This window comes from Devosia sp. MC1541, from assembly GCF_012847305.1.
GTDB lineage: Bacteria > Pseudomonadota > Alphaproteobacteria > Rhizobiales > Devosiaceae > Devosia.
Map to the genome: position 1 here is coordinate 41,089 of NZ_JABBDZ010000014.1, position 14,573 is coordinate 55,661.

Sequence of the window (14,573 nt, forward strand, 5' to 3'; positions counted from 1 at the left end):
TCAGTCGTGGCCGTCGTCGGGAATGGCGAGGATGTGGCCGCAGGCCTTGCAGTGGATGGCGTCGGGCTCGTGCCGACGCAAGCCGCATTGCGGGCAGGGGAAGGCGACCTTGTGCGGGCGGAACACCAGCTGCGCGAGGCGCACGAACAGCGAAATGCCGATGATCATAATGACGATCGACACCAGCTTTCCGAAGGGGCCGGGCAAGGTAATGTCGCCAAATCCTGTCGTCGTCATGGTGGTGACGGTGAAGTAGAGCGCGTCGATATAGCCATTGATGTCGGAATCGCGCTTGGCGAAGGCGGTATAGACGAACCCCGTGACCACGAAGATGAAGACCAGAAGGTTGATGATCGCCTGAATGGTCTCGCGATAGTCCGAAAGCCCGTGCTTTTCCAAATCACGCCAGAAGAAGTTGGACTTCGAGAGGGTCCATAGGCGCAGTATGCGCAAGAAGCCGAAGTTGAAGAGCCAGGTTGGCGCCAAAAGGGTGATCAGAATAAAGATGTCGATCACAACCGGCAGCTGCCGCGCCCAACGCAATGGATGCGTTGACGCGAGGCCTCGCGCGACGAGATCGAGACCCAAAAGCGCCGCGATGGAATAGTCGAGCCAGATATAGGTGCTGGATTCGCGCAGGAATGGAGTGGCGATAAAGAAGCCGATGATGGCAAGGTCGACGACCAGAATCGTTGCCTGAAACCGCACGGCCAGAGGCGACTGGCCGTGGTAGAGGATGCGCAGGAGAGATCGGAACCGGGTAAATGGGTGGGCCGGGACACGCTTTTCCCGCGGTGAAGTGTCGTCGCTATGTGCCATGGTCCCCGGCGGGTTTTGTTGCATTCTCGGCGTATCACGCCACCACTTGCAAAAGCCTCAACGCAATATCGGTTCCAAAAGCGCCATTTGATGACATGCTCGGTGTTGCCGATACGGGCGCATCACTGTATGTGCGTTAACCTAATAAACGCCGCACTGTCTGCGGCAAGGGTGCCTTATGAAGCTTGCTTTTGTTATTCCGGCCTACAATGAAGAAGTGCTGATTGGTCAGTGCCTCCAATCTGTGCTGGCTGAAATTAAGCGCGCTGGCATTCCTGCCGACGTGATTGTGGTCAATAACGCTTCGACCGACCGGACCGGCGAGATTGCGCGCAGTTTCGATGGTGTCACCGTGGTTGATGAGCCCAAGAAGGGGCTGGTCAATGCGCGCGACGCGGGCTTTGCCGCGAGCGAGGGCTATGATCTCGTCGCCAATATCGACAGCGATACCATCGTGCCCGAAGGCTGGCTGGATGTGGTGATGCGCGAATACGCGGCAGATCCAAAGCTGGTGTGCGTTTCCGGCCCCTATATCTATTACGATATGGCGTGGCACAACCGTGCGATGATTGGCGGTTTTTATCTGCTGACCAAGCTGATTTATATCCTCAACCGCTACATCCTGCGCGTCGGTTCTGTGGTGCAGGGCGGCAATTTCGTGTTCAAGCGTCAGGCTTGGGCCGATGTCGGCGGTTATAATCGCGAAATCGAATTCTTCGGTGAAGACACCGACGTGGCGGTGCGCCTGTCGCGTGTTGGCAATGTTAAGTGGACCTATAAGCTGCGGATGAAGACCTCGGGTCGTCGTCTGGAGAAGGAAGGCGTCTTCGCAACTGCTGGAACTTACACGCTAAATTTCTTTTGGGTGACGTTCCGCGGCAAGCCTGTCACTAAGGAATATAAAGATATCCGCGATTAAAATTCGCGGACTCTCAATCTGATAATGATAGGTTAGACTGATGCAACCGCAGGCGCGGTTGGAGGCAGTCCATCTATGAGTGTCACTACTGATCTTCCAAGTGTAGCAGCCGTTCAGGCTCTGGCCCGTCAACAGGGGCAGACTGTGGAAGCGCGCGTGGTTGGCCAGCTGCCCAATGGCTCGACGGAAGTTCAGGTCGGGCGGCAGACCATGACACTGCAACTGCCCGCGGCCCAGCCGGTTGGTACGACGCTCACTTTAGCGGTTCAGCAAGTTGAAGGGCAGGTTCGGGTTTCGCTGCTCTCGGTCACCCCGGCCGTGACAAATACGCTGGCGCCGCCGACCAGTTCGCCAGCAGGCTCCCCCATTTTGCCGGTTAATCCGCCCGCGACGCAGGTGCAGCTTTCGCCCTTGGCGCAGCATGTGACCTTGCCGCCGCCAGGGCCGAGCAATGGTGGCGCTCCGGTGACGCCGCAGGCCTTGCCCCCGGGTGCTCCGCTGCCGCCGCCGACGCCGCCAGCACAGACTTACGCACCGACGCACCAGCAATATTCCAATCCCCAGGCAGGAGCGCGCTCTGATGCGCCGCCACAGCTGCCTATTGCCACTGCCGTTCCGCCCTTTGTGAAGGGGACGGTGGCCTACCAGCCTGCGCCGATGCCCGTTATCGCAGCGGTTGATGCTGGTGGGGCGGCACAACTGGGTGACCGCCCGCCTTATGGGATGTCGTCGTCGGGGCAGCCGTTTGGGCAGGCGAATCTAGGCTCGCCAGCGCGTGCTGATGGGGTGCCGGCCAATCCTGCGGCCTCCGCAGCGACGCCGCTGAGCGCGAGCGCACAGGCCACTGCCAATGCGCAAGCGGCAGTGGCGCAAATGGTGTCGCAAGCGTTGCCAAAGCAGAACAGTGTTGCGGCGTTGAATTCGGTCATTTCGGCGGTCGCTGGCCGCGTGCCTCTGCCGCCTGATGTGCTGAAAGCGGCGCAGGGCGTGTTCGGCCAGCAGATGAATCTGGATGGTGGCGCAATCGATCCGCTCGTGCTCAAAAATGCCGTCAAACAATCGGGCATTTTCCATGAGACACTCCTAGGGGCTGGTCAGGCGCAAAGCGCAAATGGCGACCTCAAAGGATCACTTCTGGGCCTGCAGCGCGCCCTCGGCGCATGGCTCGGGAGTAATGCGGAGATGGTGCAGCAATTGTCGCAATTGCCTCCGCCGCTCAAGGGGCTCAATCCACGGGTGCGGCAGCATCGTGAGGATGCCAATGGCCTACCGCGCGATCCGACCGAGATCGGCAAGATCCTTTTCGATCGGACTGAGGCCAGTCTGGCGCGCTTGCGCTTGCATCAAGGGGCTTCCATGCCGGACCAAAGCCAAACTGTGGGGCGGCAGGATCAATCGTGGAGCCTTGATATCCCGGTGCAATACGCCGGGCACCACACGGTGCTGAGCCTTCAAATTCAGGGGGAAGCGCCCGAAGAGGAGACACCAACCGCCGACCGCGGATGGCAGGTTCGTTTCGCAATCCATTTGGCCGAGCAGGGCGAAGTCGGCGCGCAGTTGTCTCTGCGTGGCAAGCGGACCAACGTATTGATCTGGGCCGATCAAGAAGCGACGGGGCAGGCGCTTAAAGAGCACATTGAACAGCTGCAAACGGGGCTTGAGAGCGTCGGACTACAACCGGGCGCGGTGATTGTGCGTGTCGGGGCTCCAGCCAGCCCGGAACGCGCTGCCGGCCATAGCTATGTGGATGCGACGACATGAGCGATGACGCAATGCCCACCAAGCCGCGGATCGCGGTCGCTCTGCAATATGAGGAGGGGGCACTCGAGGCCCCGCGCGTTGTTGCTAAGGGCCGTGGCTTTGTCGCTGAGAAGATTATCGAGCTGGCCGAAGAGCACGGCGTGCTCGTGGAAACCAACCCGATACTGGCAGAGGCGCTGAGCGGGGTCGACCTCGACGAGGAAATTCCCGTTGAGCTTTATGAGGCCATGGCCGTGGTCATTGGCTACGTGCTGCGCCAGAGCAAAGGGTTTTAGCGGGTCGAGCGCTTCTCATAGAAGGCGTTGCCGCCCGCTTCGAGCACGTAGTGCATGTTGTTGTACGGGAAGCTGAGCCCTGCGGTGTGGAAGTGCTGGGCATTTTGCACGCCGGGGTGACGATCGCCGCGCATCACCGAGTCTGCAACCTGTGAGGCGAGCACAGCGCCGCTGTCCGTCATCGGCTTGGTGAGTACGCCCTGAGCGAACTGGTTCTTCTGCCCGACAACGCCGCATACGGATTTAGGATAGCGCGGATCGTTTACGCGATTGGCCACAACAGTACCGACCGCAAGCATGCCCTCGGCGCTGGAGCGATTGGATTCGAAATACATCGCGCGCATCATGCATTCTTTTTCGCTCATCTGGTTCCAAGCGAAATTCATGCCGAGGAAAGAACACCCGCCAAGGGTCGACGCTGTGATAGCGACAGCGGTGAGGCGCAATAGGGCGCTGGACAGGCGGGGCATGGACCATCTCCGAGACTAGTGCATAAGCAGCTCTTGGGCAGAAATTGCCCGGTTACGCTTAAGAAAAGCCTCAGAGATGTGGTTAAAATCCAATTACTTGCTGCGAAGCAGGGTGCTCAGCAATACGATCGTGCCGATGACAGCGATAACCGGTAGCGGATCGTTTTTGACGGCGCGTACGGCGCGACGCGATTGTTCTCCTGCGGTCTCAGCGATTTGGGTGCCATAGCGTGCGGCTTCTCTGGTGAGATCGGCAAGGCTGTCGCCCCATTCATCGCTGACATGGGATGCCCTGTGAGAAACCGAACCGGCCAAATGCCCGGCGTGATTTGTCGCACTATGGCTCAGTTTGCGGATGTCGCGGCGCAGGTTTTCGAGCTGGGCTTCAAGTCCACGCTTCTTTGGGCGAACGCCGAGGCGGAGTAAGATGTCGTCAATGGTCATGGTCATCCTCGTTTTGCCAATCAACGAGATAGAATGGCTGCAGGTTCCGACTTGCCCTTGAACGAACACAGTGCAGCGCCATTTAGAAGAAGATGAGAGGTGCTCAAATGAACAAGAGTGCGCAGCGACTGAACCGTCTGTTTGATAGGCTGGAGCGGAGCATACCGCCGTTCGCGGCGCGATGGTTGGCGCGCGTGCGTCGCCCTGAGGCGCGGATTATCCGCGTCCCCTTGGGCATTCTCCTCGTCTTCGGCGGGATTTTTAGTTTCCTGCCGGTGCTCGGCGTGTGGATGTTGCCGCTCGGGTTGCTGCTGCTGGCGCTTGATCTGATCTTCCTGCAGAAGCCGGTGAACTACACGGTTTTGCGCGGTAATCGCTGGTACAACAACTGGAGCCGCTCGCGCCGCGATAAAAAGGCGGAGCGCGAGAAAGACCAAGATCCAGAGGTCTAGGCGCGGTTGGCCCAATAGGCCTCGATGATATCGACGGCCTCGGCCAGTTTCTCGTCTACGATATGGAGATATTGCGTCCAGTGAGCGAGTTCGGTGACGTCTGACTTGCCATCTGAGATGCCGCGCAAGGCGATCAGCGGCACGCTAAAACTCTGGCAAGCTCGCAGGACGGCGAAGGTCTCCATATCGACCATATCTTCAGCTACGCGGTCATAAGCGGCACCCGACACAACATTTGCCCCTGTCGAAAGCGTGGCGGGCTTCAGGCCCGGCACGTGTGGTGCCAAGGGCATGGTGATCGGGATATCGGCGAGGGGTGTTAGGCCCTTTTCAAAGCCTAGCGCTGTGGCGTCCATATCGCGATAAGCGACCGAGGTCGCTTGATACACTTCACATTGATTAAGGCGCTGCGACCCGGCACAGCCCAAAGAAACGACCAGCGTCGGAAGATTGGTCGCGCGTTCGGCGAGAGCACGCATGGTGCCCACGGCCGCCTCGACCGGACCAATGCCGATCATGACAGGTGAAATACGCTTTTGCAGGTGTGGGCCATATTCTGCAGGCGCGGCCATGAGATAGAGAATAGTCATGCCCTTGCCTAAGCGCAGTTGTGATCACGAAGCAAGGATCGTTTGGTATTCAGTAAGACTTTCGGCGTGAAATCACCTTCGTACTGGGGTGTTTGTTATGCGTTATACTGACTTCGTGAATAGGCGCGAGTGGACCGAGAACGGCCAATTTGTCGCTGCTAATCGGCTTATCGGCATAGAAGAGGTTTTTGCCGAAGCGCGGCGTCGCAAAGCGGTACTGAATATCGAGCAATGGCAGATGGAAGAATATGTCTCGGGCAATCCGATGCCCATGCGGGTGCAGCGGCAGTGCAAGGAGATCGATCTCGCGGCGAATGCACTTTCGCGCATGTCGCCCATTCCGAGTGATTTTGCCGACAATGTCTATTGGCCGCCGAGCTGGTGATCAGGCCGGTTGCGGCGTTGCCAAATCGTCATTGGTTGATTTAGGCGGGAACACCAGAGCCAGCAGAGCTGCGCCAACACCAACAGCAGCCGAGGCGATATAGAGCCAGTGGTAGCTGCCATAGGTGTCGTAGAGATACCCGCCGCCGACCGGGCCGAAAGCCATGCCTATAGAGGAGGTCATGGTTATGCCGCCTAGCACGGTGCCCATAACTTTGGGGCCGAAATAGTCGCGCGCCAGAACGGAATAGAGCGGCATCACGCCGCCGTAGACGAGGCCGAGAACGACGGCCAGCATGTAGAAGTGCTGCAGCTCGGTGACGTAAATATAGCAATAGATGCCGATCGCTTGTAGCGCTAGGCCGCCGACGATAACGCGACGCACGCCGAGCTTGTCTCCCATAAGGCCAAAGAGAACGCGCCCGCCGAGCCCGGCCAGGCCCTCAACACTATAGATGCTTGCCGCCGCTAAAGGCGTCGCCCCGCACAATATGGCGTAGCTGACCGTGTGAAAGATCGGGCCAGAATGAGCGGCGCAGCAGAGAAAGAACACGCCTGCGAGAATGATGAACTGCGGTGTGCGGAAGATTTCGCCAATACGGCTGGGTTCTTTTGCAGCCGGAGCAATGTCGCTGCTCGATGGTTGCAACTGCACGTGCGGTGCGCTGCGGATGAGAAATCCTAAGGGAATGATGACGGCCACGGCGGTCAGACCGATGACGGCCATCGACTGCCGCCAGCCAATTGCTTCTATCAATATGGTGGCGAGCGGCGTCATGGTCATGGGCGCGACCCCTGCGCCCAGGGTGACGAGCGACACAGCAAGGCTGCGGTTTTTGTCGAACCAGCCCAATGTGGTGGCGATCAAGGGCGCAAAGAAAGCGCCACCTGCGGCGCCGACAAGTCCGCCGTAAGCGAATTGAAAGACGAGTAGATTTTCTGTGAGGCTGGCGATGAAGAGGCCTAGTCCGAGAATGACCGCAGCGGTGACGATAACGGGTCGAGCGCCAATGCGATCGGTGATGGTGCCCCAGACAAAGCCAGCGATACCCATGACGATAAAGCCAACAGTCATGGCGCCGGAAATCCCCGCTCGAGACCAGCCGGTTTCGTCTGCCATAGGTTGGAGATATACGGGCAGGGCGAACATGGCACCCATTGCGAGGCAGGTAATTACGGCCCCCGCCGCAACGATGACCCAACCGTAATGACGTTCCATTTTTGCCCCTCCCAAAAGCTTTCTGGCGCCGGTGGCGATCAAGCGCTCGTTATTTGGACCTGTCTAGCGTGTGAATGAGAAGAATTTTGCTTCCATTTGTGGCGCAGGACCCGCACTAAGGGGGCAATTCATTATTGGTCAGGTCGATGGCGCGTCTTATACTCCTCAACAAGCCCTATGGGGTGCTTACCCAATTCACCAATGGCGACGGGGAGCAGACCCTATCCGACTTCGTGGACGTGCCCGATGTCTATGCGGCTGGTCGCCTCGATAAGGATAGCGAAGGGCTGCTGATCTTGACCGACAGCGGCACGATGCATGCCCAAATCTCCTCGCCGAAGTTCAAAAAAGAAAAGACCTATCTGGTGCAGGTCGAGGGCAACCCGAGTGACGACGTGCTGCGTAAGCTGGCGCGCGGGGTTGAACTCAATGACGGCAAGACCCGTCCGGCCAAGGTCGAGCGGATTGATCCGCCAGAGCTTTGGGAGCGCAATCCGCCCGTTCGTTTCCGTAAAAGTGTGCCCGATACTTGGTTGAAGCTGACCATTACCGAGGGACGCAACCGTCAGGTCCGTCGCATGACGGCAGCTATCGGCTTCCCAACCCTGCGTTTGGTGCGCTGGGCTATTGGCGATTGGACGGTGGACGGACTGGCGCCGGGCGAATGGCGCGATGCGCCGATGCCCGAAGGTTTTGTTGAGCGCGAGCGTGCGCCACGGACGGAAGGCGCCGGTCGTCCGGCAGGGGGCGGCTTCAAGCGCCCGGAAGGCCGTAAGTTTGAAGGCAAGAAACCGGCTCGCGCTGGCGGCGCGCGTTTTGACGATGGTGAGGCGAAGCGCCCAACTGGTGGTGCGCGTGCTTTGCAGGACAAGCGCAATTCGCCAACACGTTTGGCAGAACGCCGGGCCGAAGGCTCGCGTCGCGCCGAGCGCCTTGCGGCAGGCAAAGTCGGCAAGGGCGGTGGCAAGCTTGGCTTTAAGGGTGCAGGGAAGCCAGCGGGCAAGCCCAGTGCAGGGCGTGGTGCAGCAGGTAAGCCGGTCGGGGGCAAGCCCACTGCGGGTCGCCCAACGTCTGGCCGCCCGACCCCGGGCAAGCCAGCGGCTCGTCCGGGGGCAGATCGACGGGGCGGCCCAAGCCAACCCCGTCCACCAAAGCGCTAATTAGTCTTTCTTGACCGGTGCCCAGGCACCGGTCTTTTCACTTTCGAAGATAGCGTCGAGGATGTGCATCGAGCGGATCGCGTCCTCAACGCCATAGGGCAGGGTGCCTTCTCCCAAAGCCGCCAAGGCGAAGGCCTCGGCCATTTCCGTATACTGGTCACAGGCCGACATGATCTCGCGGCGGGCCAGCGATCCATCAAGAGCCTTGCCTTCATCAACCAATACAGCTGTTGGCGTATCGGCTGGCGCATTGAACGGAATGATCAGTTCGACGCGGCCCTTAGTGCCCAGAAGTTCAAGCGATTGATTGGGCGCCAACTGGGTTGAAACGAGGAAGGTAAGCTGACGACCATTGCCGAAATCGGCAATGACGGACGCCTGACGGTCTGTGCCGAAATTGGCGTCGCGATCCACGAGGGATACTACCCGTAGTGGTTCGCTCTCGAAGAAGAAGCGACCGCCCGTGATGGGGTAGCACCCTATATCTAGTAGGCCTCCGCCACCGATGTCGGCCTTGTTGCGGACGTTGTTTGGGTCGGCATTGTAATAGGTGAAGACCGAGCGAACGGCGCGCACTTCGCCCAATTCGCCCGAGCGCATGATTTCGCGGGCGCGGAGCCATTGCTTATGGAAGCGCACCATGAAGGCTTCCAAGATGAGTCGGTCTGGACGCGCCGTACGCAGGTGCTTTGCGTCTTCAGCAGTGATCGCAACCGGCTTTTCGCAGAGCACATGCTTGCCCGCTGCGTTGGCGGCGAGCGTCATCTCGACATGCAGGTGATTGGGCAGCGGATTGTAAATTGCGTCGATATCTGGGGAGCTTATGAGCTCTTCATAGGACCCAAAAGCCTTAGGAATGCCCAGTTTATTGGCCGCGCGCTGCGCTTGGTCCAGATTTCGCGATCCAATGGCGACGACTTCGGAATGCGCCGATTTCATAATCGCGGGGGTGACTTTTTGCATGCCGATGTTGGCTGTGGAGAGAATCCCCCAGCGAAGTTTGCGCGTATTCCCCATAGTTCATCCCCTCAAAATGTATCGCTATACGGCAGGTTATCGAGACAGTTTTGGTATACATCAAGAGCGATGTTTTTGCTTCACGGTGGCAAGAGCCGAGGGCTTCCGGGTGTTTCACGGAACCGCGATTCGAACGGGTCCGATCACGAAATGCCGTCAAGCCCGAATTAGCCCTTGTCGTGTGCGAAGAACGGTTGAAGCGCCAGCGTATCGGCATACTATATATAGCGTCTGAGACACTCCTGCTCGCCTAGAGTTGGAGTGAGGGAAGGACGGTAAGCTGACTATTCAGACCTACCGAAATTCCGCAACTGTAAGCGTTGAGTTTGCGTCGCGTTTGTCACCGAGCCGTGAGGTTGGGGAGGACAAATTCGGGCGCAAATTTGGATGCCGGTTGAGATCGCTTAGGCGCCAATTGTCCACCGGCGGGGGCTGGGGCGGAATAGGGCGATGACGATCTCGCCGAACTGCTCACTACCCGTCATACAACCTGTCGAGGTTTATCGATGAGCATTACAGTTTACAGCAAGCCAGCATGTGTACAGTGCACCGCGACCACGCGTGCGTTGGACCGTAAGGGTCTTGATTACACTATCGTCGACATCTCTGAAGATGCAGATGCCTACGCTCGCGTTGAACAGATGGGCTACCGTCAGGTTCCAGTGGTGGTGGCTGGTGATCAGCACTGGGCTGGTTTCCGTCCGGATATGATCGGCGCTCTCGCTTAAGCCGCGCCCCGGGCATGGCTTCTCTCGTCTACTATTCCAGTACTTCGGAAAACACTCACCGCTTCGTCGTCAAGCTCGGTTTACCAAGCGTACGATTGCCGGTGGATGCCGCGAGCGACCCACCCGTGGTGAGCGAGCCCTTCGTACTGGTGCTGCCGACATATGGCAGCGGGGACGGGAAGGGGGCTGTGCCGAAACCGGTTATCCGGTTTCTCAATGTGGCCAGTAATCGTGGCCTTATCCGTGGCGTGATCGGCGCGGGGAATACGAACTTTGGTACGGGTTATTGTTTGGCGGGCGATATCGTCTCGCAGAAATGCTCCGTACCGCTCCTCTATCGTTTCGAATTGCTCGGAACGGATGAGGATGTCGCCAACGTCATACAGGGACTCGAACGGTTTTGGACCAGCTCACACTAGAACGTCCGTCGCAGGCGCAAGATCAGTCGCTGGATTACCATGCGCTGAACGCCATGCTGAACCTCTATGACGAAGAGGGCCACATTCAGTTCGATAAGGACCGTCAAGCGGCGCATCAATTCTTCTTGCAGCATGTGAACCAGAACACAGTGTTCTTCCACAATCTGCGCGAGAAGCTGACCTATCTGTGCGAAGAGGGCTACTACGAGCAGGAAGTGCTCGATCAGTACGCGTTCAACTTCGTGCGCGATCTGTTTGACCACGCCTTCGACAAGAAGTTCCGTTTCCCGACCTTCCTCGGCGCGTTCAAATATTACACCAGCTATACGCTCAAGACCTTCGACGGTAAGCGCTATCTCGAGCGCTACGAAGATCGCGTTTGCATGGTGGCGCTGGCCCTAGCGCGCGGCGATGAAAAGCTGGCGACGTCGCTGGTTGATGAAATCATCTCCGGCCGTTTCCAGCCAGCAACCCCAACTTTCCTCAATGCTGGCAAGAAGCAGCGCGGCGAACTCGTGTCGTGCTTCCTGCTACGCGTTGAAGACAATATGGAATCCATCGGTCGCTCGATCAATTCGGCGCTGCAGCTCTCGAAGCGCGGCGGCGGCGTGGCGCTGAGCCTCACGAACATTCGTGAGATGGGCGCGCCGATCAAGCATATCGAAAACCAGTCTTCGGGCGTGCTGCCCGTGATGAAGCTGCTCGAAGACAGCTTCTCCTATGCAAACCAGCTCGGTGCGCGTCAGGGCGCGGGCGCAGTGTATCTGCATGCCCACCACCCAGACATCATGCGCTTCCTCGACACCAAGCGCGAAAATGCGGACGAAAAGGTCCGTATCAAGACGCTGTCGCTGGGCGTGGTTATTCCCGATATTACCTTCGAGCTCGCGCGCGACAACGAAGATATGTATCTCTTCTCGCCTTATGACGTGGAACGCGTCTATGGCGTGCCGTTCACCGAAATCTCGGTCACTGAAAAGTACCGCGAAATGGTGGCCGACAAGCGCATTCGCAAGAAGAAGATCAAGGCTCGTGAATTCTTCCAGGTGATCGCCGAAATTCAATTTGAATCCGGCTATCCGTACATCATGTACGAAGACACGGTGAACAAGGCGAACCCGATTGCCGGTCGCATCACCATGTCGAACCTGTGCTCGGAAATTCTGCAGGTGAGCGACGCTTCGGTGTTCAACGAAGACCTGTCCTATGAGCACATGGGCAAGGACATTTCGTGCAACCTCGGTTCGCTAAACATTGCTGCGGCAATGGATTCTCCGGACTTTGGCACGACGATTGAAACCGCGATCCGTGGCCTCTCGGCTGTGTCTGACATGAGCAATATCAGCTCGGTTCCATCGGTTGCCAAGGGCAATGCTGAAAGCCATGCCATCGGCCTTGGCCAGATGAACCTGCACGGCTATCTGGCTCGTGAACGCATTTTCTACGGTTCGGAAGAGGGTGTGGATTTCACCAATATCTACTTCTACACCGTGACCTATCACGCCATTCGCGCGTCTAACCAGATTGCGACTGAGCGGAACGAAACCTTCAAGGGTTTTGAGAACTCGAAATATGCTTCGGGCGAGTACTTTACCAAGTACACGACCCAGGAATGGACGCCTGCGACCGAACGTGTGGCAAAGCTCTTTGAAGACGCTGGCATTCACATTCCGACCCAGGAAGACTGGAAGGATCTGGAAGCTAAGGTGCGTCTGACCGGCCTTTACAACCAGAACCTGCAGGCCGTTCCGCCAACGGGATCAATCTCTTACATCAATCACTCGACCTCCTCGATCCACCCGATCGTGTCCAAGATTGAAATCCGTAAGGAAGGTAAGATTGGTCGCGTGTACTACCCGGCTGCGTTCATGACGAACGACAACCTTGAGTACTATCAGGACGCCTATGAAATCGGCCCTGAAAAGATCATCGACACCTATGCTGCCGCAACGCAGCACGTCGATCAGGGCCTGTCGTTGACACTCTTCTTCCGCGATACCGCGACCACTCGCGATATCAACAAGGCGCAGATCTATGCGTGGAAAAAGGGCATTAAAACAATCTATTACATCCGCCTGCGTCAGCTGGCGCTAGAAGGCACGGAGGTGCAGGGTTGCGTCTCCTGCGCGCTCTGACCGGGATTTTAGAACAATGAACGTACCATTCCGCCCCATCGTTGCTGCCCGTGCGATCAACTGGAACCGTATTCAGGACGAGAAGGACCTTGAGGTCTGGAACCGCCTGACGTCGAACTTCTGGCTCCCGGAAAAAGTGCCGCTTTCCAATGACATACCGTCTTGGGCGACGCTGACCCCACATGAGCAGAAGCTGACGATCCGCGTGTTCACGGGCCTGACCCTGCTCGACACCATCCAGAATGGTGTCGGCTCGATCCGCCTGATGGGCGATGCGCAGACCCAGCACGAAGAGGCTGTTCTGTCGAACATCTCCTTCATGGAGGCGGTGCACGCACGTTCGTATTCGTCAATCTTTTCAACGCTCTGCTCGACGCCAGACGTGGACGATGCCTATCGCTGGTCGGAAGAAAACCAGTTCCTGCAGCACAAGGCCAAGCTGATCCTTGATCAGTATGAGAGCGGGGATAGCCTCAAGAAGAAGGTCGCCTCGGTCTTCCTCGAAAGCTTCCTGTTCTACTCGGGCTTTTATCTGCCGATGTTCTGGTCGAGCCGCGCCAAGCTCACCAATACAGCCGATTTGATCCGCCTCATCATCCGCGACGAAGCGGTGCATGGCTATTATATCGGCTACAAATTCCAGCGCGAAATCGAAACGCTGTCGGCTGAAAAGAAGCAGGAAATCAAGGATTTCGCCTACGATCTTCTGCTCGAGCTTTACGACAACGAAATCCGCTACACCGAAGAACTCTATGACGACGTTGGCCTTTCGGAAGACGTCAAGAAGTTCCTCCACTACAACGCGAACAAGGCGCTGATGAACCTCGGCTACGAGGCTTTGTTCCCGCCCGAAGCGTGCCAGGTCAACGCGGCGATCCTGTCGGCGCTATCGCCGAACGCTGACGAGAACCACGACTTCTTCTCGGGCTCGGGTTCGAGCTATGTCATCGGCAAGGCTGTCGCCACCGAAGACGAAGACTGGGAATTTTAAGACCTGCTCATACAGCAGAGAGAAAGGGCGGGCTTCGGTCCGCTTTTTTTTGGCCAATTATGGGCATATGGCTGGCATTGTTTGGCCTCTGGCTTGGCGCCGTATGGGCGCGGCGGGGCCTTAGGGCGTGCGAAGTTCCTGATATTTCACTGAGGTTTCCGCGATGAGCGTGGCTTTTACAAAAGAAGACAGTGCTGAAACGGCATCGGAAACCATGCTGCCGGATCGTCCGATCCCGGATGGTCCCAATCTGGTGACGGCAGCGGGGCTGGAGGCGCTGGAGGCGCAGCTGCTGGCGGCCAAACACGCTTATGACACGGCGATGGTGATCGAGGATATCAATGAGCGTCGTCGGCAAGCGGCGTCGCCTTATCGGGACATTCGCTATTATTCAGAACGCATTCGCACGGCGCAGGTGGTGGAATATTCCGTAGATTGCTCTGTCGTGGCCTTCGGTACGACAGTGACCTTTGAGCGCGAAGACGGCCGCGTGCAGACCTATCGCATTGTTGGCGAGGACGAGGCGGACCCAAAGGCGGGCACGATCTCGTTCAGCTCACCCGTCGCGCGGGCGCTGATGGGGAAGGGGGAAGGCGATGTGGTGAGCGTGGCGGGTGGTGAGGTGGAGATTTTGCGGATTGGGTGAGGGGTATAACGACGAGGGGGAGGCGTAGCATTTGCGTACTGGAACGCGCGTGCGTGAGGCATTAGTTCGAGGGCTGCCGCGCTTTGTTTGTTGCGGTGGTTTACGATCTAGTTTCGGTCATGTTAGCGGTGGGTAGGCATAGAC

At 58.0% G+C, this 14,573-nt stretch carries 16 protein-coding genes and 1 pseudogene; 11 read left to right on the top strand and 6 right to left on the bottom strand.

Going from position 1 to position 14,573, the window contains the following annotated elements; all coding sequences use genetic code 11:
* Nucleotides 1–819: a potassium channel family protein gene (locus HKD40_RS13755; RefSeq protein WP_169196355.1), complete on the bottom strand. Its 819-nt coding sequence runs from the start codon at nt 817–819 to the stop codon at nt 1–3.
* 178 nt (nt 820–997) lie between these two features.
* Between HKD40_RS13755 and HKD40_RS13760 the strand changes: the two genes are divergently transcribed.
* From HKD40_RS13760 to HKD40_RS13770, 3 genes are all read left to right on the top strand, one after another.
* Nucleotides 998–1,738, top strand: coding sequence for a glycosyltransferase family 2 protein (locus tag HKD40_RS13760; protein WP_169196356.1), 741 nt, complete (start codon nt 998–1,000; stop codon nt 1,736–1,738).
* A gap of 75 nt (nt 1,739–1,813) precedes the next feature.
* Complete coding sequence (locus HKD40_RS13765; protein WP_169196357.1) at nt 1,814–3,499, top strand: flagellar hook-length control protein FliK; 1,686 nt, start codon at nt 1,814–1,816, stop codon at nt 3,497–3,499.
* Nucleotides 3,496–3,774, top strand: coding sequence for an EscU/YscU/HrcU family type III secretion system export apparatus switch protein (locus HKD40_RS13770; RefSeq protein ID WP_169196358.1), 279 nt, complete (start codon nt 3,496–3,498; stop codon nt 3,772–3,774). The genes HKD40_RS13765 and HKD40_RS13770 overlap by 4 nt, the downstream gene beginning before the upstream one ends.
* A 5-nt stretch (nt 3,775–3,779) precedes the next feature.
* Here HKD40_RS13770 and HKD40_RS13775 read toward each other — a convergent pair.
* Nucleotides 3,780–4,244, bottom strand: a pseudogene (locus tag HKD40_RS13775) (cell wall hydrolase); the annotation flags it as partial.
* 93 nt (nt 4,245–4,337) lie between these two features.
* Nucleotides 4,338–4,688: a hypothetical protein gene (locus tag HKD40_RS13780; protein WP_169196360.1), complete on the bottom strand. Its 351-nt coding sequence runs from the start codon at nt 4,686–4,688 to the stop codon at nt 4,338–4,340.
* A gap of 107 nt (nt 4,689–4,795) precedes the next feature.
* Here HKD40_RS13780 and HKD40_RS13785 point away from each other — a divergent pair, with 107 nt between their 5' ends.
* Complete coding sequence (locus HKD40_RS13785; RefSeq protein WP_199368465.1) at nt 4,796–5,140, top strand: hypothetical protein; 345 nt, start codon at nt 4,796–4,798, stop codon at nt 5,138–5,140.
* Here the strand turns inward: HKD40_RS13785 and HKD40_RS13790 are convergent.
* Entirely contained in the window at nt 5,137–5,730 is a 594-nt protein-coding gene (locus tag HKD40_RS13790) for a 5'-methylthioadenosine/S-adenosylhomocysteine nucleosidase (protein WP_169196362.1), read from the bottom strand. The two genes, HKD40_RS13785 and HKD40_RS13790, sit on opposite strands and share 4 nt — an antisense overlap.
* Nucleotides 5,731–5,827: 97 nt before the next feature.
* On the opposite strand from HKD40_RS13790, the gene HKD40_RS13795 reads away from it, so the two are divergent.
* The gene (locus HKD40_RS13795; protein ID WP_169196363.1) at nt 5,828–6,115 is read left to right on the top strand and encodes a hypothetical protein; all 288 of its coding nucleotides are present in this window, start codon (nt 5,828–5,830) and stop codon (nt 6,113–6,115) included.
* On the opposite strand, the gene HKD40_RS13800 is transcribed toward HKD40_RS13795, so the two are convergent.
* Nucleotides 6,116–7,333, bottom strand: coding sequence for an MFS transporter (locus HKD40_RS13800; RefSeq protein WP_169196364.1), 1,218 nt, complete (start codon nt 7,331–7,333; stop codon nt 6,116–6,118).
* 146 nt (nt 7,334–7,479) lie between these two features.
* Here HKD40_RS13800 and HKD40_RS13805 point away from each other — a divergent pair, with 146 nt between their 5' ends.
* On the top strand, nt 7,480–8,493 hold the full coding sequence (locus tag HKD40_RS13805; RefSeq protein ID WP_169196365.1) for a pseudouridine synthase: 1,014 nt from the start codon (nt 7,480–7,482) through the stop codon (nt 8,491–8,493).
* On the opposite strand, the gene HKD40_RS13810 is transcribed toward HKD40_RS13805, so the two are convergent.
* Nucleotides 8,494–9,510, bottom strand: coding sequence for a Gfo/Idh/MocA family oxidoreductase (locus HKD40_RS13810; protein WP_169196366.1), 1,017 nt, complete (start codon nt 9,508–9,510; stop codon nt 8,494–8,496). It lies immediately after the preceding gene.
* Nucleotides 9,511–10,016: 506 nt separating this feature from the next.
* Here HKD40_RS13810 and nrdH point away from each other — a divergent pair.
* From nrdH to greA, 5 genes are all read left to right on the top strand, one after another.
* Nucleotides 10,017–10,238 (top strand): glutaredoxin-like protein NrdH, encoded by a 222-nt coding sequence (nrdH, locus tag HKD40_RS13815; protein WP_169196367.1) that lies wholly within the window; start codon nt 10,017–10,019, stop codon nt 10,236–10,238.
* A gap of 14 nt (nt 10,239–10,252) precedes the next feature.
* Nucleotides 10,253–10,657: a class Ib ribonucleoside-diphosphate reductase assembly flavoprotein NrdI gene (gene nrdI / locus HKD40_RS13820; protein ID WP_169196368.1), complete on the top strand. Its 405-nt coding sequence runs from the start codon at nt 10,253–10,255 to the stop codon at nt 10,655–10,657.
* Nucleotides 10,639–12,792 carry a class 1b ribonucleoside-diphosphate reductase subunit alpha gene (gene nrdE, locus HKD40_RS13825; RefSeq protein WP_169196369.1) on the top strand — a complete coding sequence of 718 codons (2,154 nt, stop codon included), beginning with the start codon at nt 10,639–10,641 and terminating at the stop codon, nt 12,790–12,792. The genes nrdI and nrdE overlap by 19 nt, the downstream gene beginning before the upstream one ends.
* Before the next feature lie 16 nt (nt 12,793–12,808).
* Nucleotides 12,809–13,783 (top strand): class 1b ribonucleoside-diphosphate reductase subunit beta, encoded by a 975-nt coding sequence (gene nrdF, locus HKD40_RS13830; protein ID WP_169196370.1) that lies wholly within the window; start codon nt 12,809–12,811, stop codon nt 13,781–13,783.
* A 163-nt stretch (nt 13,784–13,946) separates the two neighbouring features.
* Complete coding sequence (gene greA, locus HKD40_RS13835; RefSeq protein ID WP_169196371.1) at nt 13,947–14,429, top strand: transcription elongation factor GreA; 483 nt, start codon at nt 13,947–13,949, stop codon at nt 14,427–14,429.
* The last annotated feature ends 144 nt before the right edge of the window (nt 14,430–14,573 follow it).